This is a genomic window from Flavobacterium sp. SORGH_AS_0622 (assembly GCF_030818825.1).
GTDB lineage: Bacteria > Bacteroidota > Bacteroidia > Flavobacteriales > Flavobacteriaceae > Flavobacterium.
Genome location: NZ_JAUTAX010000001.1, coordinates 3885373 through 3909781, shown reverse-complemented (window position 1 = coordinate 3909781; position 24409 = coordinate 3885373). Strand labels below are relative to the sequence as shown.

At 33.1% G+C, this 24409-nt stretch carries 15 protein-coding genes; 8 read left to right on the top strand and 7 right to left on the bottom strand.

All coding sequences use genetic code 11. From position 1 onward, the window contains the following. Window positions 1-41 precede the first annotated feature (41 nt). Both QE431_RS16420 and QE431_RS16415 read left to right on the top strand, forming a co-directional pair. Window positions 42-3209, top strand: coding sequence for an efflux RND transporter permease subunit (locus QE431_RS16420; protein WP_057116768.1), 3168 nt, complete (start codon window positions 42-44; stop codon window positions 3207-3209). Further along, entirely contained in the window at window positions 3202-4653 is a 1452-nt protein-coding gene (locus QE431_RS16415; protein WP_057116767.1) for a TolC family protein, read from the top strand. Before QE431_RS16420 ends, QE431_RS16415 begins: the two co-directional genes overlap by 8 nt. A gap of 103 nt (window positions 4654-4756) precedes the next feature. On the opposite strand, the gene QE431_RS16410 is transcribed toward QE431_RS16415, so the two are convergent. Together QE431_RS16410 and QE431_RS16405 are read right to left on the bottom strand one after the other, a co-directional pair. After that, window positions 4757-6226, bottom strand: coding sequence for a tetratricopeptide repeat protein (locus QE431_RS16410; protein ID WP_307297791.1), 1470 nt, complete (start codon window positions 6224-6226; stop codon window positions 4757-4759). Window positions 6227-6521: 295 nt separating this feature from the next. Continuing rightward, window positions 6522-6707 carry a hypothetical protein gene (locus tag QE431_RS16405; protein ID WP_307297790.1) on the bottom strand — a complete coding sequence of 62 codons (186 nt, stop codon included), beginning with the start codon at window positions 6705-6707 and terminating at the stop codon, window positions 6522-6524. A gap of 1054 nt (window positions 6708-7761) precedes the next feature. On the opposite strand from QE431_RS16405, the gene QE431_RS16400 reads away from it, so the two are divergent. Then, window positions 7762-8127, top strand: coding sequence for a hypothetical protein (locus tag QE431_RS16400; protein WP_307297787.1), 366 nt, complete (start codon window positions 7762-7764; stop codon window positions 8125-8127). Between the two features lie 79 nt (window positions 8128-8206). Here the strand turns inward: QE431_RS16400 and QE431_RS16395 are convergent, their stop codons facing one another. Next, entirely contained in the window at window positions 8207-9559 is a 1353-nt protein-coding gene (locus QE431_RS16395) for a GH1 family beta-glucosidase (RefSeq protein WP_307297784.1), read from the bottom strand. A 589-nt stretch (window positions 9560-10148) separates the two neighbouring features. Here QE431_RS16395 and QE431_RS16390 point away from each other — a divergent pair. Then, window positions 10149-10565 carry a lipocalin family protein gene (locus tag QE431_RS16390; RefSeq protein WP_057116761.1) on the top strand — a complete coding sequence of 139 codons (417 nt, stop codon included), beginning with the start codon at window positions 10149-10151 and terminating at the stop codon, window positions 10563-10565. 81 nt (window positions 10566-10646) lie between these two features. On the opposite strand, the gene QE431_RS16385 is transcribed toward QE431_RS16390, so the two are convergent. From QE431_RS16385 to QE431_RS16375, 3 genes are read right to left on the bottom strand one after another with little or no spacing between them, the layout of a single operon-like run. Continuing rightward, window positions 10647-11402, bottom strand: a complete 756-nt coding sequence (locus tag QE431_RS16385; RefSeq protein ID WP_307297782.1) for an ATP-binding protein — start codon at window positions 11400-11402, stop codon at window positions 10647-10649. Continuing rightward, complete coding sequence (locus QE431_RS16380; protein WP_307297780.1) at window positions 11371-15057, bottom strand: PAS domain S-box protein; 3687 nt, start codon at window positions 15055-15057, stop codon at window positions 11371-11373. The genes QE431_RS16385 and QE431_RS16380 overlap by 32 nt, the downstream gene beginning before the upstream one ends. Before the next feature lie 13 nt (window positions 15058-15070). After that, the gene (locus QE431_RS16375; protein WP_057116760.1) at window positions 15071-15517 is read right to left on the bottom strand and encodes a response regulator; all 447 of its coding nucleotides are present in this window, start codon (window positions 15515-15517) and stop codon (window positions 15071-15073) included. A 532-nt stretch (window positions 15518-16049) separates the two neighbouring features. Here QE431_RS16375 and QE431_RS16370 point away from each other — a divergent pair. After that, window positions 16050-17495, top strand: coding sequence for a glycosyltransferase family 2 protein (locus QE431_RS16370; RefSeq protein ID WP_307297778.1), 1446 nt, complete (start codon window positions 16050-16052; stop codon window positions 17493-17495). A 272-nt stretch (window positions 17496-17767) separates the two neighbouring features. On the opposite strand, the gene QE431_RS16365 is transcribed toward QE431_RS16370, so the two are convergent. Then, entirely contained in the window at window positions 17768-18481 is a 714-nt protein-coding gene (locus QE431_RS16365; protein ID WP_307297776.1) for an AAA family ATPase, read from the bottom strand. A 525-nt stretch (window positions 18482-19006) separates the two neighbouring features. Between QE431_RS16365 and QE431_RS16360 the strand changes: the two genes are divergently transcribed. From QE431_RS16360 to QE431_RS16350, 3 genes are all read left to right on the top strand, one after another. Next, the gene (locus QE431_RS16360; protein ID WP_157848509.1) at window positions 19007-19600 is read left to right on the top strand and encodes an RNA polymerase sigma factor; all 594 of its coding nucleotides are present in this window, start codon (window positions 19007-19009) and stop codon (window positions 19598-19600) included. Window positions 19601-19754: 154 nt separating this feature from the next. Then, window positions 19755-20906 (top strand): FecR family protein, encoded by a 1152-nt coding sequence (locus QE431_RS16355; protein WP_307297774.1) that lies wholly within the window; start codon window positions 19755-19757, stop codon window positions 20904-20906. Window positions 20907-21078: 172 nt separating this feature from the next. Beyond that, on the top strand, window positions 21079-24405 hold the full coding sequence (locus QE431_RS16350; protein WP_307297772.1) for a SusC/RagA family TonB-linked outer membrane protein: 3327 nt from the start codon (window positions 21079-21081) through the stop codon (window positions 24403-24405). Window positions 24406-24409: the final 4 nt, after the last annotated feature.

The following is a 24409-nucleotide window of genomic DNA, read 5'->3' as shown; positions in this document are numbered from 1 at the left end:
TTATTGATTTCCTTTTAGTTTAATCATTAAAAAAAATAAAAATGTTTAATAAATTTATTCAAAGACCAGTATTGTCGATAGTGATATCGTTGATAATTGTCTTTTTAGGGATTTTGTCTGTATTGAATTTACCAATTACACAATTCCCTACCATTTCACCGCCAATGGTGAACGTTACCGCAGATTACCCGGGATCTAACGGTGAATTGATGGTAAAAGCTGTTGTTATTCCTTTAGAAAGAGCCTTAAATGGAGTTCCAGGAATGAAATATATGGCTTCTGACGCAGGAAATGATGGTGAAGCTACAATTAAAGTGGTGTTTAACTTAGGAACAGATCCGAATCAGGCAGCTATTAACGTTCAGAACCGTGTGGCTTCGGTTACTAATAAATTACCTCCATTAGTAATTAGAGAAGGTATCAAAATTACACGAGAAGTACCAAGTATGTTGATGTACGTGAACCTTTACAGTACAGATAAAAATACCGACATGAAGTTCTTGTATAACTATGCCGATATCAACGTTCTTTCAGAATTGAAAAGGGTAAATGGTATTGGTTCTGGAGATATCTTAGGAACACGTGAATATGCAATGCGTATCTGGCTGAAACCAGACCGTATGCTGGCTTATAAAATTTCTGCTGATGAGGTAATGGAAGCATTATCCAGTCAGAGTTTGGAAGCTTCCCCAGGTAAAACAGGAGAAAGCTCTGGTAAACGTTCTCAGGCATTTGAATATGTATTGAAATATTCTGGACGTTTTACAACAAAAGAGCAATACGAGAATATTGTAGTAAAAGCAAATCCAAATGGAGAGCTTTTGAGATTAAAAGATGTTGCTAAAGTAGAATTTGGAAGCTCGATGTACGATATCTATTCTAATTTGAATGGAAGACCATCTGCGGCTATTGTATTGAAACAATCTTTTGGAAGTAACGCGAATCAGGTTATTGAAGAAGTTAAAGCTAAACTGGAAAAAATCAAGCAAAGATTTCCTAAAGGAATGGATTATGAAATTTCGTATGACGTTTCTAAATTCCTTGATGCTTCTATCGAAAAAGTAATCCATACTTTGGTTGAAGCATTTATTCTGGTAGGTTTGGTAGTTTTCCTTTTCTTAGGAGACTGGCGTTCGACAGTTATTCCTGCAATTGCGGTACCAGTATCGTTGGTAGGAACTTTTGTGTTCATGACATTCTTCGATATTTCGTTGAACTTGATTACATTATTTGCTTTGGTATTGGCAATTGGAGTCGTCGTCGATGATGCGATTGTAGTTATCGAGGCCGTTCACGCCAAAATGGAAGAAGAACATCTTTCTCCATTTAAAGCAACCAAAAAAGCCATGCACGAGATTGCAGGAGCAATTATCGCAATTACATTCTTGATGGCAGCGGTATTCATTCCTGTTGCTTTTATGTCTGGTCCTGTTGGAGTATTTTACAGACAGTTCTCTGTAACTATGGCAACTGCGATTATCCTTTCTGGTATTGTGGCTTTGACATTGACACCGGCACTTTGTGCGATGATGTTAAAAAACAATCATGGTCAGCCTAAAAAGAAAACCCCTGCAAATAGATTTATAGATGCGTTTAACGATAAATTCAATTTAGCGCAAGGTAAATATCAAAATCTATTAGGTAAAATTGTTGACAGAAGAGTTGTTACTATTGTGGCACTTTTAGGTTTCTGTGCTGGAACATGGTTGATAAGCAGTTCTGTTCCTTCAGGATTTATTCCGAATGAGGATCAGGGAATGTTTTATGCCGTAATTCAGACTCCTCCAGGTTCGTCTTTAGAAAGAACTAATAATATTGCAGAGAGAGTTCAAAAAATTGCCGAAGATATTGATGGAGTAAAATCTGTTTCTTCTTTAGCAGGTTATGAGATTTTGTCTGAAGGTACAGGAGCCAACTCTGGTACTTGTTTGGTGAACTTGAAAGATTGGAGTGACAGAAAAGAATCTGTTGTTGAGATTATGCATGAAATGGAGGAAAAATGTAAAGATATTACAGGAGCGAATATCGAATTTTTCCAACCGCCTGCTGTACCAGGATATGGTGCTGCCGGAGGATTTGAGCTTCGCTTGTTAGATAAAACAGGTTCTGTTGATTATAAGAGAATGGAACAAGTAAATAACGATTTTGTTGCTGAATTGAATAAACAACCGGAATTATCAAACGTATTTAGTTTTTACAGTTCTAGTTTCCCTCAATACATGATGAAAGTCGATAATGACTTGGCACAGCAAAAAGGTGTTTCTATCGAAAATGCCATGAATACTTTGTCAACTCTTGTGGGAAGTAACTACGAAATCAGTTTTATCAAATTTGGTATCAACTATAAAGTAATCGTTCAGGCTTCGCCAGAATATCGTGCACAGCCAGATGATATCTTAAAATTGTATGTAAAAAATGATCGTGATGAAATGGTACCTTTTTCTGCTTTTATGAAACTAGAAAAAGTGTATGGTCTTTCTGAAATTACACGTCATAATATGTATACCTCAACACAAATAAGTGGTTCACCAGCTGCGGGTTATAGTTCTGGTACAGCGATTAAAGTTATTCAGAAAATTGCGGCCGAAAAATTACCAAGAGGATATGACATTGACTGGGCAGGTATTTCTGCCGATGAGGTAGCTCAGGGAAATCAGGCAATCTGGGTATTCTTGATCTGTTTAGGATTCGTTTACTTAGTATTAGCTGCTCAATACGAAAGTTTTATCCTTCCATTATCGGTAATTCTTTCTTTGCCAGCGGGTATTTTTGGAGCTTTCCTTCTGTTAAAATTAACAGGATTAGAAAACAACATTTATGCTCAGGTTGCAATGGTAATGCTTATTGGTTTATTGGGTAAAAATGCGGTATTAATTGTAGAGTTTGCGATTCAGCGACACGCAGCAGGATTATCAGTTTTACAAGCATCAATGGAAGGAGCTAAAGCAAGGTTCCGTCCAATCTTGATGACTTCGTTTGCCTTTATTGCAGGTTTATTACCGCTTGCTTTTGCAACTGGTCCAGGTAAAATTGGTAACAGAACTATTGGTACAGCAGCTGCAGGAGGTATGCTTATAGGAACTATTTGTGGTGTATTCGTGATTCCTGGATTGTATTTCATATTCGCTAAGATTGCTGAGAAACACAAACTAGTAAAACATGAAGAAGAAAATCCATTAACAGAAGAAATTGATAACAATCATGTATAAATTCAAATCATATCAATATGGTATTGCATTAGGAATATGTCTTACGGTTGCAGGGTGTAAAGCCCCTGCACCTGAGGCAGCAATTACCACAAGCACACCAGTTCCTGAGTCATTTGGTACAACGGCTCAAGCTCAGGATGCAAACAATAATACGGCAGCTTTAAATTGGAAAGATTACTTTAAAGATCAAAATCTTATTGATTTAATTGATATTGCCCTGAAAAATAATCAGGAGCTGAATATCACTTTACAAGAAATTGAAATCGCTAAGAATGACATTCGAGTAAGAAAAGGACTTTTATTACCAACAGTTGGTGTTCGCGCCGGCGCTGGAATAGAAAAAGTAGGTAGATATACCAGCCAGGGTGCCGGTGATGCTACAACAGAAATTAAACCAGGTGTAGAAACACCAGATCCGCTGGGAGATTTTACAATCTCTGCTTATGCAAATTGGGAAGTAGATATCTGGAAAAAACTTCGTAATTCTAAAAAAGCAGCTTTAAACAGATATTTAGCTACTGTTGAAGGTAGAAACTTTGTTATTACAAACCTTATTGCAGAAGTTGCAGATTCTTATTATGAATTAATAGCTTTAGACAATCAGTTGGATATTGTAAAACAAACGATCAAATTGCAGACTAACGCTTTAGAAATTGTAAAAGTTCAGAAGCAGGCTGCAAGAGCAACAGAACTAGGAGTTAAGAAGTTTGAAGCAGAGGTTTTAACTTCACAGAGTATGGAGTTTGATATTTTGCAGCAGATAAAAGAAGCTGAAAACAAAATCAACTTTTTATTGGGAAGATATCCACAGGAGATTAAAAGAACAAGCAATACTAATTTCTTAAGTTTGCTTCCAGCTGCTGTAAGTTCTGGAATTCCATCTCAATTATTAGCTAATCGCCCAGATGTGAAACAAGCAGAATTGGAGTTAGTAGCTGCAAAATTAGATGTAAAAGTAGCGCGTGCTGAGTTTTATCCATCTTTGGATATTTCTGCTGCAATAGGTGTACAAGCTTTTAAACCATCTTATTTGCTTACAATGCCCGAATCTCTTTTATATTCTTTAGCGGGAGATCTTGTTGCACCATTGATTAATAGAAATGCAATTAAAGCGGAGTTTGCAAGTGCAAATGCAAGACAACTTCAAGCATTATATAATTACGATCGTACCGTTTTAAACGCTTATTTAGAAGTTTCAAATCAATTGTCTAAAATTGATAATCTTCAAAAAGGATATGATCTTAAATCGAAACAAGTAGAAGCTTTAAATACTTCTATTGACGTTTCTAACGATTTATTTAAATCTGCAAGAGTTGATTATTTCGAAGTTTTGATGACACAAAGAGATGCATTAGAAGCTAAACTAGAATTGGTTGATACTAAAAAGGAACAATTGAATGCTGCTGTCCATGTTTATAGAGACTTAGGCGGCGGTTGGAAATAATATTGCCAATTAATTTGTAGAAAAAAGGCCTTTTGGAAGTAAAATTCTGAAAGGCCTTTTTCTTTAAATTAAATTTGAATCTATTTACATTTCTAATTTTAATTTATTTTGGCATTGAAATCTTTGCTTTAAAACCTTTACCCGGTTCTGTATCAAAATCTATAGTTCCTTTAACAGCCTGAATGCGGCTTTCCATGTTTTGGAGACCATTTTTTATCATCTTAGTTTTTTCACAGCCTTTACCATTATCGGTATAGTTTATTAAGACTGATTTTGGGTCACTGTCAAATTTTATTACCACAAGGTTTGCCTCACTGTGTTTTTTCATATTGACCATCAATTCCTGTAAAATTCGGCTGATAGCGATCTTTTTTACATCATCTATAGTTTCCCAGTTTACACTTTCTAAATTAGTAACCATGATATTCCTTTCTCTAGTATTATAAGTAGATAGCATTTCTTTTATACTTCTGGTAAAATCTACCCCGGTATCAATTTTATTGTTTTCTTTTGAAATTCCTCTCACGCGCCCGTAGATATCATCTAGTTTTTGTAATAGATTTTCTTTAGTGTTTTCTTGAGATAAGGGTTGAGATTCGGCAAAAGCAATTACATGAAATACATCGTTTGCCAATTCGTCGTGGATTTTTTTAGCAATTCTAGTTTCGGTATTGTACGAAGTTTTAAATTCTATAGCCTTGTTTTTATTTTTATAATAACGAATTAAAATTGCTATTAAAATGACTAAAAAAACAAAAACAATTACAAAAACAATTCGCATGTATTTGGCTCTTTGAAGAAACAATTGATTTTCTGCTTTTTCCAAACGAAGTTTTTCGTTTTCATCTTTTTCTTTTTTAGAATCGTATTTAATTTTAGCAAACTTATTTTTGAAGTTATTTCTAATCTTAATAATACTGTCGTTTAGTGTAAAATATTTTTGCACATATTTGGTGTCTTGAGAACTATGATTATTTGAAATTAGAATTTGAAGCGCTTCGAGTCTTTCGTCAACGCTGTTTAGTTTTGTAGCAATGTTATAAGCAGCAAGAGCATTTTCATCTGATTTTTGAAGATCTTTTTTAGAATAGTAATCCGCAAGATGTAGATAACTTTCGATGCTTCCGTAAGTATCTTTATCGTCTTTTCTTATTTGAAGAGCTTCATCCATTAAACGGAATGCTTTTTCATCCATTCCTTTCTTAAAATACGCATAACCGAGATTATCTAATATTATAGATTCTTTTGCTTCTTCAGCTTCCTCCTTTAATAATTTTTTATTTAAAAGAGATTCTAAAAGAATAATTGCCTTATCATATTTTTTTTGTTGGATATAAACAACAGCAATATTATTTAAAGACATTTGTTTCCCAGCAGGACTCGTATAACCATCAACTGCTTTTTTATAGTAAAGAATAGCATCATCATAAAGAGAAAGTTCTTTGTCGGCAATGCCTAGCCTATTATTTATACTAGCTAAATATTGTGCGTTTTTTTTAACATATGGCAATGCTTCTGTTACTGTTTCCTTACTACCATAATAATCTCCATTCACTTGCTGAATACAAGCCATTTCAATAAGGATATATCCGATATTGGCACTATCTTTTAAAGTTTCATAAAGTATTTTAGATTTATTAAACTCATAAAAAGCAGTATTAAAGTTTTGTTTCTCGGAATTTTCTATTCCTTTATTTCTTAATGTAAGGGCTTCTTTTCGTATAGAGTCTGTGTGAGTATTAATGATTTTTTTTTCTTGACAGGAAAAAAGAAAAAGAAGTATAATAAAATAAAAAAACGGGGACCGTAACATACAAATTTACTTTCCCCGAAAATAGTAATTAATTAGATACTAAAATATATATTTATTAAACTTTTGGTGGTGGATTCTTGATACCTCCATCACCAGGACCATCAGGATCTGCATCACCAGCTTGTAAAGGTTTAGTAACCTTTTCAATTTTCTTTTCTGTTTGAGTCTCGTATTCATCAGGAGTACAAGAAAATATCGTGAATATTAACGCAAAAGCGATAAACAGTATTAGTTTTTTCATTTTAATTTAATTTAGAAATTAGACATAGGTATTGCTGTCCAGAATTATCCAGAGTCTATTTATGACAATACCAAATTGATTTTGGGAAGTAGAGCGTGTAGGACTGTAAGATGTTATTTATACTTCCCGAATAGAATCGATCTTACGGTTTTTCCACACTGCTAATTAGAACTAATTAGTTTATACATTTGTTTTAGTCTGCAGACAAAACTTGAACTAATTTCTATGGCAAAGTAAAGGCGTTTGTAGGCCACTGTAGATAAGGTATTCCCAGAATTCCCGCATTTCCCAGAGATTCCCGAGAATTCCTTAAATCAAAATACAAGGCATAGTAATTTAGGTTCGTTAGAACATGTTATTTCAATATAAAACCAATCTGACCTATATTATAATAGATGCAAAAAGTCCTGAAAAAGTTGCCTTGAATGATTAAAAAAAGATAGAAAATAGAGTATTGAAGAAATCAATAAATTGAGATTGATAGTTGAACAAGTAAAATCGTTGCAAAACAAGAAATAAATCATAGAATTACGTTTGGTTTTTTGGGAAATGAAAATGAGGAGTCGAAAGAATATCCTAAAGAGGAAATCTTTTAAATTGTCAATTCTAAAATAATTAAGAAAGAAATTGAAGCGGTCGCTTCGGTATATTCTGCACTTTTATGTTTGGTGCAGAAAAAAGATTAGAAAACAAAATTTCTAAATGAAGTTGGAAAGCATTTTTAAAAATAAAATGCGAAAAGAGATAAAAAAAATAATTTTTAAGGGAATAATTAAGGCGTTGAAAAAGTTTGTTTTTTGGCATATATTATCTGTTATTTATAGCTTAAAGATAAGAAAAAAATACCGATAAACCTAATGATTATCAATAAAATAACGATTTTTTTTACTCAAAATCATGTTTTTTTTCTTGACTTTTTTCGTCGTCAATTATGAATTTTTGAGACACTTAAACTTGCCTTTTTCTTATAACTGAATTGTGATAAAATTATTTATATTTATAAAACATTACAATAGATTTAATTCTAGTAATTATCATTTAAAAAATATCTTTTATGAAAAAGCTTCTTATACTATTAATTGTTTTTTGCACATTCGGTTGTAAAAAATATGTTGTCTCGTTTGAACAGCCCACAAATATGAAACTTGATAACTTAAAGCTGGAAGTGCTTCTTGATAAGCAGAAAGTTAAAGACATCAATTTAAAAGCATCAGATGCAATGCCTACTTATGAGACAGCGTCATTATCAGTATCTGATGATGGAAAACATCTGCTTCAAATAAAAGTAAAAGACACCACCTTTAGCTATGATATAAATTACCCTGAGGAAAAATATATTCTTGTAACGGCTCACTTAAAACAGAATGGTAAGATTCATATCGGAATCTTAAAACAAAATTATAAATATAGATTGCGTTGATCAATTCGATCATATTTAAATCAAAAAAAGCCTTTCACAGTTTAATTGCGAAAGGCTTTTGTGTTTTTTAAGATAGGGGTTAAGATAAAAAATCTTTAAACCATAAACCGGAGTTTTTTATAGTCCGTTTTTGTGTTTCGAAATCAACGTGAATTAATCCGAATCTGGCGCTGTAACCTTCAGCCCATTCAAAATTATCGGTTAAACTCCACACAAAGTAACCTTCAACATTCAAACCTTCACTTTTAGCTTTTAAAATCTGTTCTAAATGATCTTGAATGTAATGTGTTCGTTTGATATCAAAAACTTTTCCGTTTGTAACTGTATCTGGAAAAGCGGCACCGTTTTCAGTGATGATAATTTTTCTAATTCCTTCGTACGCATTGAATTTTTTCAAAACATGATATAACGCAGGCGGATAAACTTCCCAGCCCATTTCGGTCGCAATCACATTTCTTTTCTCGGCGCTGACCAATTCGGCACCAATATACGGAATCAGCATTGCCGATTTTACGACTTCTCGAGTATAGCATTGCAGTCCTATGAAATCAAAATCGAAATCGAGATTGTTTAAATCGTCTTCAAGAATATAATTGTTGAGTTTTTTTAGCACAGGAAGATCTTTCTGCGGATAACCTAAGCCTAAGATAGGCTCGATAAAAGTTCTGTTTAGTAAAGTATCGACACGTTTTGCGGCTTCGATATCTTTAGAACTTTCCGTTGCAGGTTCAATATGGGTGCATGAAAATGTAGTTCCGATATTCGCATCAGGAACTCGGTTTCGTAATATCTTTGCGCCCGCAGCTGTTGCCAAAGTAACATGATGCATCGCTTTTAGATAATTGGTAATTCCTTTTTTTCCAGGTGCGTGAATTCCTAAAAAATAACCCGCTCCGGTAAAAACAGAAGGCTCGTTAATTACCATCCAATTTTTAACACGATCGCCAAAATGCTGCGCGCACACCTCCACATATTCTGAAAACCAAGAAACCGATTCGCGGTTTGTCCAGCCTCCTTTTACTTCGAGAGCGTGCGGTAAATCCCAGTGGTAAAGTGTAATCCACGGTTCGATTCCAGATGCAAGTAACGAATCGATAATTTTATTGTAGTAATCTATTCCAGCTTGATTTACAGGATGAATTCCAGTTGGCATAATTCGCGGCCAGCTGATCGAAAACCTAAAATTCGGAATATTTAATTCCTTAATCAGATTAATATCATCTTGATAAGAGTTATAAAAATCGCAGGCGGTTAGGGCATGATGTCCGTTTTTTATTTTCCCTTTTTGAGAAGTAAAAACGTCCCAGATAGAAGAACCTTTTCCGTCAGAATCATGTGCTCCTTCAATTTGGAAAGCGGCGGTAGAAACACCCCACAAGAAATCTTCACCAAATTGGTTTTTGTTCAAAAATGAGTTTTCAACTTTATTCATTCAATGGTACTTTCCTTTATTTTTAAATGATTTATTAATGAAGGAAAGAAGATTGCATAGCTCTTAAAAAAAGCCATTCTTTGAATGATATCAGGAATTTTAGGTTAAAGAATTTCATAACGATTAGTTTTATATCAAATTAATAAAACTAATGTGGATTTATTGTAAAGTGATTATTATCAAATAATTAAATAAAAAAAAGGGAAGATAAATTAATCTTCCCATCCACAAAGTGTCAATCTAAGACCTTGTGCCTGTTTAAGCGTTTTTTTGACCACTCCATGACTGCAGGAACTTAAACCTCGACAATTTTCATTGAAATGATATTTTTTTGCAAAACTGAGATGCATTTGTATGGTATGCAAAAACTGAAAATGGAGTCGACTTTTTTAATGGTCATGGAAGGCATCCCGAGAATAATCGTCCTTTAAAGCCTGTTACAAAGTATATTATATCAAAGTATGTAAAAAAATAAAATTTCGTTAAAATGCGATTTATGTAAGATTTTGTTGAAATCATAGAATTTTTTGTAAGTGTATCCCTGTAATTTAGCATTATTAAATTAATTCAATAATAAAAACAAATCAACATGAAAAGTAGAAACATATTATTTGCAATGGCTTTAGGCTTAGGAATGTTTGCAACGTCTTGCAGCAGCGATGATAACGAAGGAGAAACAATTGTTCCATTACAAGGAAAATACAACTTAAGCAAAACAGGTACACTTGTTGGTACTGAAGAAGTATTGGTTGATGCCGCAGCAAACGCACCAGGATGCAACAGAGATTATTTAGATCTAAGATTAAGTAATGCAGCAGTGTATGGTGATTATAATGGAAGTAATTGTGCATTGGTAGAAACTACAGGAACTTATGTAAGATCTCATAATGATTTAACTGTTACTATTGGTGGTATTACTACAACTAGTGATATTATGAACCTTACAAACAAAGAACTTAAATTAAAAGATAAAGCAACTGGTGTAATTACTGTTTATACTAGATAATTAGTTTTCTTTTAAAAAAAATAAAAAACGGAAATAGCTTTAAAGTTATTTTCCGTTTTTTTATGAATTCGATTTAAAGTTTTAGCTTACTGGAATATAAATATCGAAAGAAGCTCCTTCGTTTTGTACGCCCGAAGCACTTATAAATCCGTTATGGTTTTCTACGATTTTCTTCACAATTGCTAAGCCAATTCCAGTTCCGTTATAATGGTCTCGGCCATGTAGTCGCTGGAAAACTTCAAATATTTTTTTATTGTATTGAGAGTCAAAACCAATTCCGTTGTCTGACACTTTAATATGGCAATAGTTTTTAGCTGGAATGAGTTTCTCATTTTTAAATTCTTTTCCAGTTTTAATTTCGCTGTTAATTTTAATGACAGTTGGAATTTCTGGATTTGAAAACTTTAATGAATTACTTATCAAATTGTACAACAATTGTTTGAATTGAAACGGAATAATATCAACTTCTGATGTTTGTCCCATTTCGATAATGGCACTTTTTTGTTCCAATTCTTCTTTTAAATCCTCTTTTACTTCGTTGATTATCTTAGAAAGTTCTGTTTTTTCAAATACACGTTCTTGAACATTAGTTCTAGAATAAGCTAGTAAATCATTAATTAGAGTCTGCATTCGCTGCGCGGCATTTTGCATTCTTCTAAATTTATCTTTTCCGCTTTCAGATAAATTTTCAGATTCTTTTTCCATAATCTGAGAAGCAAAAGTCTGGATTTTACGAAGCGGTTCCTGCAAATCATGACTTGAAATATATGCAAATGACTGAAGTTCTTTATTCATTTCTTCCAGTTCATTGTTTTTTTTGCTCCAATTCCAAAGCATTCATTTTTAATGTATCATCAGCTCTTTTTTTCTCTGTTAAATCATGCGTCACTTTCGAAAAACCAATAACCTCACCTTGTTTATTATGAACCGCTGTGATCACAACGCTTGCCCAAAATAAATTTCCATTTTTTCGTGCACGCCAGCCTTCATGAATTGCTTTTCCTTTTTCTCTCGCGATTTGTAAAAGTTTTTCTGGAAGGTGATTTTCTTGATCTTCTTTGGTATAAAAAATGGCAAAATATTTACCAACAATTTCTTCTGCTTTGTAACCTTTTATCTTTTCAGCCCCAACATTCCAATTTTCAACAATTCCTTCTGGATTTAAATATAAAATAGAATATTCCTGAACTTCTTCAACCATTAAATGATAACGTTCTTCACTTTTTTGAAGCGATTCGTTGATCTGAATTAATTCTCTTGTTCTCGCTGTAACTTGCTGCTCAAGTTCATGTGTAAATGCTTTTTCAGTATGAATATCTGTAAAGGCTCCCACCCATTTTATAATTTTATTATCTAAATCGTAAATTGGTTCTCCAATAGCTGTATGCCATCTATAACTTCCATCTTTTCTTCGCATTCTAACATCGCATCGATATAATTCTCCTGTTGCAAGCGAATGTTTCCAGATTTTGATATTTTCTTCAAAATCATCTGGATGTACCATAGACTGCCACGAGTCGTCGAGATCTGGGTGAATACCAGTATATTCCTGCCATCTTCCAGAAGTAAACAAAGAATTACCTTCTGCATCTGTTTCCCATATTAGCTGCGGAATACTTTCGGTTAGAGAACGGAATCTTTTCTCGCTTTCTTCGATTTTTTTTCGGGCTTCTACTTTTTCTGTAACATCAATAAGTGTCATTCTAATTCCAGAAATAGAATTATCGCTTTCGCGGAGCGGTGCAAATTCAAAATCAACATAAAATTGATTAACAGAATTTAGATCATTAATAAAAAGCAGCGATTCGTATTCAGAATAAGTTTCTCCAGATTCGTAAACTTTCTTTAGTAATTCGGCGTATTTCTGTTCTTTAAGTTCTGGAAATAATTCTAAAATATTTTTTCCCTGAACATCAGCTTCTCCTTTTTTCCAAATATTATTTAGAAGAGCAAAATTGGCCATTTCGATTACAAAATTATTTCCTCTTAAAATGGCTTTAGGAACTGGAGACTGCATAATAAGATTGCGTAATTTTTTTTCGCTATCTTCAATTTTCTGCTGGTATTTTTTCTCTTCCGTTATATCTCTAACCGTTCCAATTAGTTTTTCGGGTTCATTATTTTCATCATAAAAAAGTTTGCCTTTTCCCTCAACCCAATGTATCGATTGATCGATCCAGATTACGCGAGCTTCATAATGCAGCAAACCATTAGTTAAAGCATCTTTAAATGCTTTGTTTCGAATATGCATATCATCTGGATGAAGATGTGCCAATAATTCTTCATGCGTTAAAGAAACATCTTCTTTGTAACCACCAATAACTTCAAGATAACGTTGAGAATAAGCAGGAACTCTAGTTTTGACATTTAATTCCCAAGTTCCAAGTTCACTGGCTTCAACAACAATTTTAAGCCGATCTTCGTTATGTTCAATTTTTTTACGGGTTTCTACTTTTTCACTAACTTCAGTTACGGTTACGATAATACCCGTAATTTCTCCATTTTCTTCTCTTAGCGGATGATAAAGAAAATCAAAATAGCAAATTTCTTGTTTTCCATATCGGTTTAATGGAATAGGCATTTCGTTTCCATAATAAGGAATTCCAGTAGTAAAAACATTATCTAAAAGAGAGCCAACAGTATCTTTTACTTCAGGTAACGAATCAAACAGAGGTCTGCCCACAAAAGTACTTTCTTCGCGTGCAACCAATTTTAGATAAGACTCATTCGCCATTTCTACCACATGCTGAGGTCCGCGTAAAATTGTAATTCCTACAGGAGCTTGTTTAACGGTGTTTCTAAAGCGTTTATCTGCTTCTTCAATTTCTTGTCTGGCAGTGACTTGCGCTGTGTTGTCTAGAACCCAAATTGCGATTTTAGTTACTTTGCCTTCTATGTTTTTTAGTGGAGAGTAAACAAAAGTTACGTATATTTTTTCTTTTTTGCCATGCCTGATTAATACCATTTCCACTTCATTGGCATGAAAAGGAATTCCTTCTATAATTACTTTCTGCAGTTCTTTTTCATAAAAAGGTTTAACTTCTGCAAAAGCATCCCAGTAATATTTTCCAGCAATTTCATCGTAAGTTTTTCCAGCGACTTCTACAAAACTGTCATTTACAATTTCGCTTATCAAAGTATCAGCATCAAGTAAACAAATGCCAATTGGTGCTTGATGCACCATGCTGCTTAAATTTTGTTCGTTTTCTTCAATTATTTGTTTGGCCAAATACAAATCTGTCAATTCTGCAGCAGTATTCATTACCGCATAAATTTTACCATTTGTATCGTACAGTGGTGTAAAACTATAATTGAAGTAGAATGGCTGCAATACATTATCTATTACAATATCGATTCGTGTATTTTTAGAATGGAAAGATTGTCCGGTTTCATAAACCATTGCGACTTGTTCAAATACAGATTGATTATGCAGCTCCGGAAGAATTTCTTTGTACGTTTTACCGATTACGTCGTTACCTTTTCCCCAAATTTTTATAATTGATTCATTGGCAAGTTCAATGCGCATTTCCTTACCAACATATACTGCAATAGGAAAAGGAGCATTTTCGACCAATTGTCTTATCTTTTGTTCACTTTCTTCGACTTTTGAACGAGCCAAAACCTGAGCCGTTACTTCGGTAGCAATTGCCACAACACCAGAAATAGTGCCGTCACTTTCCCTAAGCGCTTCATATACAAAATTGATATAAGTGTTTTCGGTTTGACCATTTCTATTTAATTGAACAGAACGTTCATTAGTCGTGATTTTTTTTCCGTTTTGATAAACGTTTTGAAGAATTTCATCGAGACCTTGCTCTTTAAATTCAGGAAAAGTTTCAAAAATAGGTCGATTGATTATTTTTTCTGCATTTGCTCCCCAGAGTTCGATCATTTGCTCATTGGCAATTTCAACCACATAATTATCGCCTCTAAAAATGCACATTGCAATTGGAGCCTGCATAATATTGTTTACAAATCGAGCATTGCTTTGCTGTAAAGCATCTGCAACAATTTTCTTGTCTGTAGTTTCGACTACGGTAACTAAAATACCGCCAATAGATCCGTCTTCTATTTTTATTGGACTGTATGAAAAATCAAAGAAGCATTCTTCTGTATACCCATTTCTAGATAGAAATACTTTAAAATCGGGATAGCTTACTGCTTTTCCTTTCATTACATCGGCGAACATAGGACCGGTAATATCCCAGATTTCGGCAAAAGTTACTTGAGGACTTCCACCTAATGCTTCTGGATGTTTGGTTGCGCCCAAAATTGGCAGAAAAGCATCATTATATAATTGAGTATAATTTTTTCCCCAAGCAATGTACATCCCAAAAGGATTATTAAGCATCATTGCCGTCATAGTTTTTAAACTTTGCGGCCATTTTTCAGGATCGCCCAAAGGCGTTTTGCTCCAATCCTTAGAACGTATCAAACTGCCCATTTCTCCTCCTTCGGACAGAAAATAATGTTCCTTTTTTTTTCGGTTCATTTCCAAAGAAGATTTAGGGTTGCAATATAAAATTTGCTCTTTCGGGCTGTTTAAAATTGTTCTCTGATGCGTTCGTCAGTGCGTTTTCGATAACTTTTTTTAATTTAGAAAAATCACCTGGTTTCCTAATATAAAATGATGCTCCTTTTTTATACAAGTTGTTTACAATTTCAGTATCCAAGGAGGTTGAGAAAATTATTATGGGCAGATCTTTCAGTTTTTCGTCTCCTTTTATTTCTGCTAAACATTCCAAACCGTTTTTTCGAGGCATATTCAAATCAAGAAAAAGAACATCTGGAAGGTTTAAAGCGTTAGTTTTTAAATAATCCATCAGCTGCACACCGTCATTAACTGTGGAAAGAGCGGTCTCAATGGGAATCTCATCGAGGGCTTCCTTAAAAAAATCGCAGTCATCTTCATCATCATCAGCTAATAAAAGATTGTAATGCTTTATATTCATTGCTTTTAGTCTCCTAAAATTTATTATTAATTTTTTATTTGGCTAAATTTAACTTTTTTAAGTAAGAATTCCTGTTTTTTTGTGAAGAATGTTTTTTGAAAAGAGAAAAAAAATAGCTCCTGCAATTTTATTTTAAATTTTACGTTATTAATTATTGTTAGATGTTTTTCACTCTACATTATTTTGAGTTTTGATTTCTTAATTAATCCTAAAAAGAAATCCTGTTAAAAGGGAGCAATAATACTCTTCAAGACCCTTTTTAAATCTGACTTTAAACTCTGAAATTTTCCGTTTTTCTGTATACTATATGCACAAAGTGTAAAATAATTATACACTCTTTTTTGGCCTGATTTCGCTAAAAGCCTCTACATCAGTTTTAAACCTTATTGGCACGACGCTTGCAAATTGTGTTTATGTCAAAATCTTTGATGCGTTTGTTTTTTATTATTTCTCCCCATACGAGAAACAAATAAAAGGAGAAGAAAAGATTTTACTAAAAGCCATATTAAAGAAATCAAACAGGAGTATAAGCATGGAAAGCGAAACAATTATCTCAGAACAATTTTACTCGAACAGCAGTTCGGTTATCAGCGAAAAAGCATTAAACAGTTCTTTTTTTGGAACTAAAGAAAAATCACAAAAAATACACGTAGAAAGACCAACAAGTCCTTTTGGATTAGCAGTTCTTATTGCAACATTTTTATTAATGATTGCAGGTGTGTATTTGGTAGTTCAATTACAAGACGATTTTGAACAATTCCACTTTGAAAGAATTGCTTCAACTTGGGGACTGCCATTTTTAATCATAACTACAATTTTATTCTTATACCAAACAGGAGTTTTCTTGTACAGTTCTTATTTGTATTTAAGATATAAAGCAATTCCATCTGTATCAGACGATTTATTGCCAACTTGTACGATTATCGTTCCAGCTTATAATGAAGGAAAATTAGTTTGGGATACTTTAATGAGTCTTGCAGAAAGCGATTATCCAGCAGAAAAATTACAGCTTTTAGCAATTGACGATGGAAGTAAAGATGATACTTGGTATTGGATGCAGGAAGCAAAAGCAAAATTAGGAGATCGTGTAACTATTTTCCAACAACCTAAAAATGCAGGTAAACGCCATGCTTTATACAGAGGATTTAAATTAGGAACAGGTGAAATTTTTGTAACAGTAGATAGTGATTCTATCGTTAAAAAAGATACTTTAAGAAACTTAGTAAGTCCGTTTGTAGTAAACAAAAAGTGCGGTGCTGTTGCAGGAAACGTTCAGGTTTTGAATAATAAAAAAGCTATTTTACCAAAAATGCTGAATGTAAGCTTCGTAATGAGTTTTGAATTTCAACGTTCTGCAGAAAGTGAAGCAGGTGCAGTATTATGTACTCCTGGAGCTTTAGCAGCCTATAGAAGAGATGCAGTATTTAATTGTCTGCCAGAATGGATCAACCAAACTTTTATGGGACAGCCTTCAGATATTGGAGAAGATCGTGCTATGACAAATATGATCTTGAAACAAGGTTTTCATGTATTGTTTCAGAGAAATGCAGTTGTGTTGACTAATGTTCCAGAAGACTATAAAGGATTGTACAAAATGTTTATCAGATGGAGCAGAAGCAATGTTCGTGAAAATCTTATGATGGCTAAATATGCTTTTAAAGATTTTAGAAAAGAATCAAAATTTGGAGCAAGATTTTTCTTTTTAAATCAGTCTTTCAAAATTTTAATGACATATCCGTTCCTATTATTTATGTTCTTCTTTATTGCGGTACACCCAATATTATTTTTAAGCTCGACCTTAATGGCAATTTTGATTTTCTCTAGTTTCACAATGCTATTTTATGCAAAAAGATATACGCTTGCAGAATCTTTCTGGGCATATTCATACAGCCTTTTTTACACTTTCAGTTTGTTCTGGATTGCGCCTTATGCGATAGCAACTGCCAGCAAAAGAGGATGGTTAACAAGAGGATTGTAATATTTCGTACACTATTTATATCACTATAAAAACTCCACCCAAGTGAAAGAGCCCGCTGTATTTTTACAGCGGGTTTTTTAGTTATACGCCAATTCATTCTGAATGTCTGTATATAAAGTAAAATTTGTTATGATAGCATACGTTCCTTGGGAACGTTTCATTGGTAAAAAAATAGCAGCCAGTACAAATACGTTCCGTAGGAACGTTTGATATGTCAGGGGATTAAAAAATGAAAATCAAACGTTCTCAGAAACAAATAAATTTTAAAATTTTTATTTGTTATTATTTGAATCTAAAGCAGCAATAATCTGCTTTTTCATCGAAGTATTAATGTAATCTAAAACTTCAGCATAGGAAATAGCATAACGTCTTTCTATATTCTGAAAATGCTCTGGAAAAGTGTCTAAAATTTTATCGTAATAAATATTCAGCTGGTTTTCAGATGGCATTTCATATTTCAAACGAAGCTGAAATCTTCTTAATAAAGCGCTGTCGATTATTTCGTAATGATTCGAGGCACAAATCAGTAAACTATCAGAAGGGAAATAATCAAAAAGCTGAATTATAGTATTTACCAATCGTCTCATTTCGCCGACATCTTTATCATCGCTGTCGCGGCTTTTACCAATTTGGTCAAATTCATCTAAAAATAAAACGGCTCTTTCGCGAATGGCTTTGTCAAAAATTGCTTTTAAGTTTTTAGAAGTTTCACCAATTCTAGAGTCGATTATAGTGCTGAGGTTGATGATTATAATCTTTTTGTTTAAAGTATTTGCAATTGCTTTTGCCGTCGTAGTTTTACCGCAGCCTGAACTTCCATGCAATAAAATCTTATTATCAACTTTAAGATTGTATTTCTTTAATTCCTCAAAATATTGATGTTCTTTAATAATCTGAAGCAGGGCAGATTTGTTTTCATTACTAAAGAATAAATCATCTAAAGCAATTTTTTCGGTATCGATTACGGTAAGATCATTCAGGTTCATCTGCTGTTTATTTTGCTGCAAAATTAAGGTTTATTCTGTTTTGTTCTAACGAATGAAGATGTTAAAGAAAATCCTTTGAAATAATTAAAATCATTACGTTTTAATTCTTTTCTAAAATTTGAACAGATAAAAAATCTGCTGTGGATTCTTCTGCAGCAGATTTTTTTTATTTCTAAAGCTTAAGCAGAGTTTCAATTGAAAAAATAAGATAAAAAATTTCAATTTTAGATTTAAAGAAATTGGCTACGGCATTTTTTTGAAATTTAATAAAAATACAATTTTAACTTAATAATGGTTTGAATTTGATATTTTGTAAAATCCATTTTATTTTAATTGAAGAATTCATTTAAGTTGAAAAAAAGAATGTATTTTGTGTTTTAGATTAAAGATTTTTTAACGTTTAGTTGTTTTTAAAATTAAGAATTATAGCAAATATAAAATTGTGTTGTCGAGAACAAATTAGGATTATTGGCTAAATTTATTATGTTTGTTGCGAATTATTCAATTTCGTAAACCATCATTCATTTGTCGACTCTTACCTTAAATCAAGATCAAATTTTAATTGATCGTCTTCGTGACGGCGATGAATCGGCTTTGACAGAATTGTATAATAAATTTTGGCAGGCGCTTTTTATGTCTGCTTATAATGTCATCAAAGACAAAGAATTGTGCGAAGATATTATTCAGGATATTTTCATGAATATCTGGCACAATCGAGAAAAAATTGAAATTCATATTTCTTTAAAAGGCTACATGTACGCGTGCGCCAGATATCAGGTTTTTAATCATTTAAGAAAAAATAAAGACAAAATACATGTCGAACTTTTTGATGATCTTGAAAAACGATTTCTAACAACTACTCCCGAAACGCAGTTAATGCACGACGAATTGGTTCAGCAGCTCAATTTAATTATCGAATCGCTTCCCGAAAAATGTCAGGCGGTTTATAAATTAAGCCGTGAAGAACAACTGAGTCATAAAGAAATTGCCGAACGACTTAATATTTCTACAAAAACCGTCGAAAACCATATTACAAAAGCCCTGCATACTATAAGATCTTCTATGGGCGAGAGTATGAGTATGGCGATGATTTTATGGCTTTCAAAAAATATCTTTTAGCAAAAAAATAATGCAGTGATTAGATTGTTGATGCGTGGTTTTTCTTCTTTTTTAGTTGTCTTTCAAAAAAAATCAAAAAAAATACGATTTGGACTAGGGGGTATGTGTCTTTTTGGATACTTACTTAATAACTCCCAGAATTAATATAAAAAAAATGAAAAAAGAGGATTTTTTAGTGCTGCTAAATAGATATCTTTCCGGGGATACCACTCTCGAGGAGAATAATAAATTATTGAATTATTACGAGAGTTTTCAAACCGCACAAGATTGGGACGATGCATTGGGTTCTAAAGAAGAAATGGAACTCAAAATGAGAACGCGTCTTCAAAATGCACTTCAATCTGAAGAAAATAAAATTATTCCTCTTCAGCCTTTTTATACTAAAACGACTTTTAAACTAATGGCGATGGCAGCATCACTGCTATTGTTGATTTCGATTTCATTATTCATTAGTAAAACAAATCCGCTTAAAATAGAAACGCCGGCAGTTGCCCACAAAGAAATTCTAATTGGCAGCGACAAAGCTACTCTGACATTAGAAGATGGTTCTGTAATTGCTTTAGAAAAAGGAAAATCGTATACGCAGGGGAATGCTTCAAGTAACGGAGAAAAATTGATTTACAATTCAAAAGATGCTAAACCTGCCGCAATCGCAAACAATTATTTAACGATTCCGAGAGGCGGACAATTTTTTGTTCAATTAGCCGACAGTACTAAAGTCTGGCTTAACTCTGAATCTCAGCTAAAATATCCAGTTGCATTTATCGATGGCGAAACCAGACAAGTAGAGTTGGTTTATGGAGAAGCCTATTTTGAAGTTTCGCCAAGCACCAAACACAAAGGTTCAAGATTTAAAGTAAAAACTCAAAGTCAAAATGTAGAGGTAATTGGAACAGAATTTAATATTAAAGCCTACAAAGACGAAACTACTATTTATACCACATTGGTAAAAGGGATAGTTGCGGTAAGTAATGCAAGTAAAAAACAAATTTTAGCGCCAAACGAACAATCTAGAATAACTGATTATAATGGAAATATTACGGTTTCTAATGTAGATGTTTACAACGAAATTTCGTGGAGAAAAGGATTATTTGTGTTTAAAGGAATGCCTCTAAAAGATATTGCAAGAGTACTTTCTAGATGGTACGATGCTGATATTGTGTTTGCTGATCCAGCTCTTGGAAACGTAAAATTTAATGGAGTTTTAAATAAAAATCAAAAATTAGAAGACATATTAACGACCATCAAAAACATCAATTTTATTAATGCCTATGAGAAAAAAGACAATAAGATTATTATAAAATAAAAAGAAAAGGGATTAAAGTTTAGACCTCTCACCGTACTGCACTTCATCCCTTTCTGTGTATTAATCAATTAATCAGTTTTAACAACCAACCAACCAATTAACATGTAAATTTATGAAATTTAAATTAACCAGTGCCTATTTCTATTTGAGAAAGAGGCTAATTATTAACATTATGAGAACTTTTATCTTCTTGTTTTGTACTACAATTTTTGGTTTTTCTCCCGTAAATCTATTTTCACAAAACACAAAAGTTGTAATTGCAGCTGATAAAATGGTGTCTGTTGACGAAGTTTTTGACATTATCAAGCAGCAAACAAATTATACTTTTATTTATCAGGAAGATTTATTTAAAAAATTACCGAGAGTACAATTAAAAAAGGGAAAAATTAGGGTAAATGATCTTTTAAAAGCGACTTTTACAAGTAAAGATTTTGACTTTAGTTTTGCAAATGGAAATACGATTGTTGTAAAAGAGGTTCGTCCAGAAAGAGTTGTAGTACAGCAGTCTAAAAATATAGAAATTTCTGGTGTTGTAACCAATCAGAAAAAAGAACCGCTGCCAGGGGTTAACGTAAAAGTTAAAGGTACAAATGCAGCTGCCCAAACAGATTTTGACGGGAAATTTAAAATTACAGCGCCAAATGATGGAATCTTATTATTTACTTATATTGGACACAGAGCCGAGATTGTTGCCGTAAATAACAGAAAGGTAATCAATGTTTCTCTTACCGAAGAGACCAAACAATTAGAAGGTGTTGTCGTAAATACAGGGGTTACGGTTCGTAAAAAAGAATTAATTACAGGAGCAGTCTCTACTTATAAAGGTGAGGAATTACGACAAGTTTCGACTCAAAACGTTGTTCAGGCCTTAAAAACGTTAGATCCTTCGTTTATGGTTTTAAACAATAACATTGCAGGTTCAAACCCAAATGTTTTGCCAGTAATCGAAGTGAGAGGACAGACCAGTTTATCTGTAAATCAAGTAAATGATCGTTTTAAAGAAGATCCAAATCAACCTTTGTTTATCTTAGACGGATTCCCGACTACATTACAGCAAGTTGTTGATTTAGATATTAATAGAATTGCCAATATTACGCTTCTTAAAGATGCTGCTTCTACGGCATTATATGGTTCACGGTCTGCAAACGGAGTTGTTGTTATCGAGACCAATAAACCAATTCCTGGAAAATTACAAATTTCTTATGTCTATAATTCATCTTATGAATTGGCAGATTTAAGTGTTTATAATTTAATGAATGCGGAGCAGAAATTAGAATTCGAAAGACTTTCTGGCGCTTATGTAATAAAGCGTCTTGGCGACTATGCTACACAATTTAAGTGGGATGAAATTTATAACCAGCGTCTGGCAAATGTGCGTCGTGGTGTTGATACTTACTGGCTGAATGAGCCTATTCAAATGGGAATTACTTCGGGACACAGTTTGTCAATTGGCGGAGGATCAGACGAATTTAGATTCAATCTTGCCGGAAATTACAAATCTTTATCCGGAACAATGAAAGGCTCTGAGCATAATACTTGGGGATACAATGCCAACTTGATTTATAAAAAGAAAAAAGTAAGTTTCAATAATAACTTCTTTATTTCAGGAGGTAATAATCAGGAATCTCCCTATGGCTCATTTGCTACTTGGGCAAAAGCAAGTCCGTATTATGAAAAATATAATGAAAATGGAGTTCCAACACGTTATTTAGATGGAACTAATATTCCTGTGGGAAATCCAATTGTAAACGATTATGTAAATCAGGCAGAGAATCCTTTATATAATGTTCGTTTAAACAGCTTTGACAAGAGTGTAGATTTTAATTTCACAAACAACTTTGCTATTAATTATGACATTAATCCTCATATAAAAACAACTGCAGCACTATCGGTTTCTAGATTGCAGACTACATCTACAAAATTCGTTTCGCCAGATAACACGCAATTCATTTCAGATATTCCAACAGAAAAAGGAAGTTATGAGAGAAAAGATTATCTGACTAATAAATGGAATGGAAATATTGGAGGGACATATTCAAATGTTTTTAATAATGTTCACTCTGTTACTTACACGTTGCGAGCTTCGGCTTTAGAAACAAGATATGGATCTTATAGTTCTATTTTAAGAGGATTCCCATTAGGAGTTGAAGGCAATCCTAGCTTTGCTTTTGGATTTGAGAAAGATTCAAAACCTGGAAATTACAATGAAATGGTGCGAAGCGTTGATTTAACCAATCAGCTGAATTATGCTTACAATAGAAAATATTTGCTTGATTTAACTCAGACAATTTCCGGAGCAACCAATTTTGGAACAAATAAAAAATATTCACCTTACTATGGTATCGGTATTGGATGGAATATGAACTATGAATTTAACATGAATGTGGATGTCGTGAATATCTTAAAACTTCGTGCAAATTTTGGTCAGACAGGAAATCAAAATCTTGTTGGTTTTGCTTCACATGATATTTATACTTATGATCCTAATACTAATATTTTTGGCGCCGGATTAAACGTTTCGCAATTGGCAAACATCAATTTAGAGCCACAAAAAACAAAAGATTTGTCTTTAGGATTAGACTTGGCAATGTTTAGAAACAGATTGACGGCAACTTTGGGAGCTTACAGACGTAGAACTTCTCCACAAATTGTTGAAATCGATCTTGCGGCTTCAACTGGAGTTACCGCTTATCCTTTAAATATTGGTTATATCACTACTCAAGGTTTAGAGCTTAAAGCCAATTATACTATTATTAATAATGCTAAATCTGATTTTTATTGGGGAGTTGGATTAACAGCGACTACAAATGAAAATGAATTAGGAGGCTTTAATAATGCTTTGGCTTCATTAAATGATGCGGCCAAAAAAACAACCAGTCTGACAAGATTTTATGATGGAGCCAGCACAAATGATCTTTGGGCAGTGCCTTCATTAGGAATTGATCCTGCTACAGGAAGAGAAGTTTTCTTGAAGAAAAATGGAGAAACTACATTTATTTTAGATAAAAATGATGAAAGAATCATGGGTAATTCAAGAGAAATTGCAACAGGTGTTTTTTCTACAAGTGTTAATTACCAAAGCTTCAGTTTAGGAGTATTCATCCGTTACAGTTTTGGAGCAGATCAATTCAACACTGCTTTATATGACAAAGTCGAAAATATCAGCTCAAGTAATATTTTTGATAATCAAGATGCCAGAGCGTTTACAGACCGATGGACAACTCCAGGACAAATCGCACAATTTAAGGCTATAAGCTTAACAAACGAAACACCGATTTCGTCTCGATTTATTCAAAAAGCAGATTATATATCAGGAGAATCGCTTCGCTTAGGATATCGCGTAACCAACAAAGCTTGGCTTAATAAATCAGGATTAGCTGGTTTAGCATTCAATGCTTATGCAAATGAGTTTTTTAGAGTTTCGACTATAAAAGCTGAGCGAGGAATTGAATATCCTTTTTCAAGAATTTATTCTTTAAGCATAAACGTATCATTTTAATACA

Bases quoted from the DNA above. Each gene is read 5' to 3' on its own strand.
- QE431_RS16395 (WP_307297784.1), bottom strand. From the start codon at position 9,559: ATGAATAAAGTTGAAAACTCATTTTTGAACAAAAACCAATTTGGTGAA.
- QE431_RS16400 (WP_307297787.1), top strand. From the start codon at position 7,762: ATGAAAAAGCTTCTTATACTATTAATTGTTTTTTGCACATTCGGTTGT.
- QE431_RS16365 (WP_307297776.1), bottom strand. From the start codon at position 18,481: ATGAACCTGAATGATCTTACCGTAATCGATACCGAAAAAATTGCTTTA.
- QE431_RS16385 (WP_307297782.1), bottom strand. From the start codon at position 11,402: ATGCTTTGGAATTGGAGCAAAAAAAACAATGAACTGGAAGAAATGAAT.
- QE431_RS16380 (WP_307297780.1), bottom strand. From the start codon at position 15,057: ATGAACCGAAAAAAAAAGGAACATTATTTTCTGTCCGAAGGAGGAGAA.
- QE431_RS16420 (WP_057116768.1), top strand. From the start codon at position 42: ATGTTTAATAAATTTATTCAAAGACCAGTATTGTCGATAGTGATATCG.
- QE431_RS16370 (WP_307297778.1), top strand. From the start codon at position 16,050: ATGGAAAGCGAAACAATTATCTCAGAACAATTTTACTCGAACAGCAGT.
- QE431_RS16405 (WP_307297790.1), bottom strand. From the start codon at position 6,707: ATGAAAAAACTAATACTGTTTATCGCTTTTGCGTTAATATTCACGATA.
- QE431_RS16375 (WP_057116760.1), bottom strand. From the start codon at position 15,517: ATGAATATAAAGCATTACAATCTTTTATTAGCTGATGATGATGAAGAT.
- QE431_RS16410 (WP_307297791.1), bottom strand. From the start codon at position 6,226: ATGGCTTGTATTCAGCAAGTGAATGGAGATTATTATGGTAGTAAGGAA.
- QE431_RS16390 (WP_057116761.1), top strand. From the start codon at position 10,149: ATGAAAAGTAGAAACATATTATTTGCAATGGCTTTAGGCTTAGGAATG.
- QE431_RS16350 (WP_307297772.1), top strand. From the start codon at position 21,079: ATGAGAACTTTTATCTTCTTGTTTTGTACTACAATTTTTGGTTTTTCT.
- QE431_RS16355 (WP_307297774.1), top strand. From the start codon at position 19,755: ATGAAAAAAGAGGATTTTTTAGTGCTGCTAAATAGATATCTTTCCGGG.
- QE431_RS16415 (WP_057116767.1), top strand. From the start codon at position 3,202: ATGTATAAATTCAAATCATATCAATATGGTATTGCATTAGGAATATGT.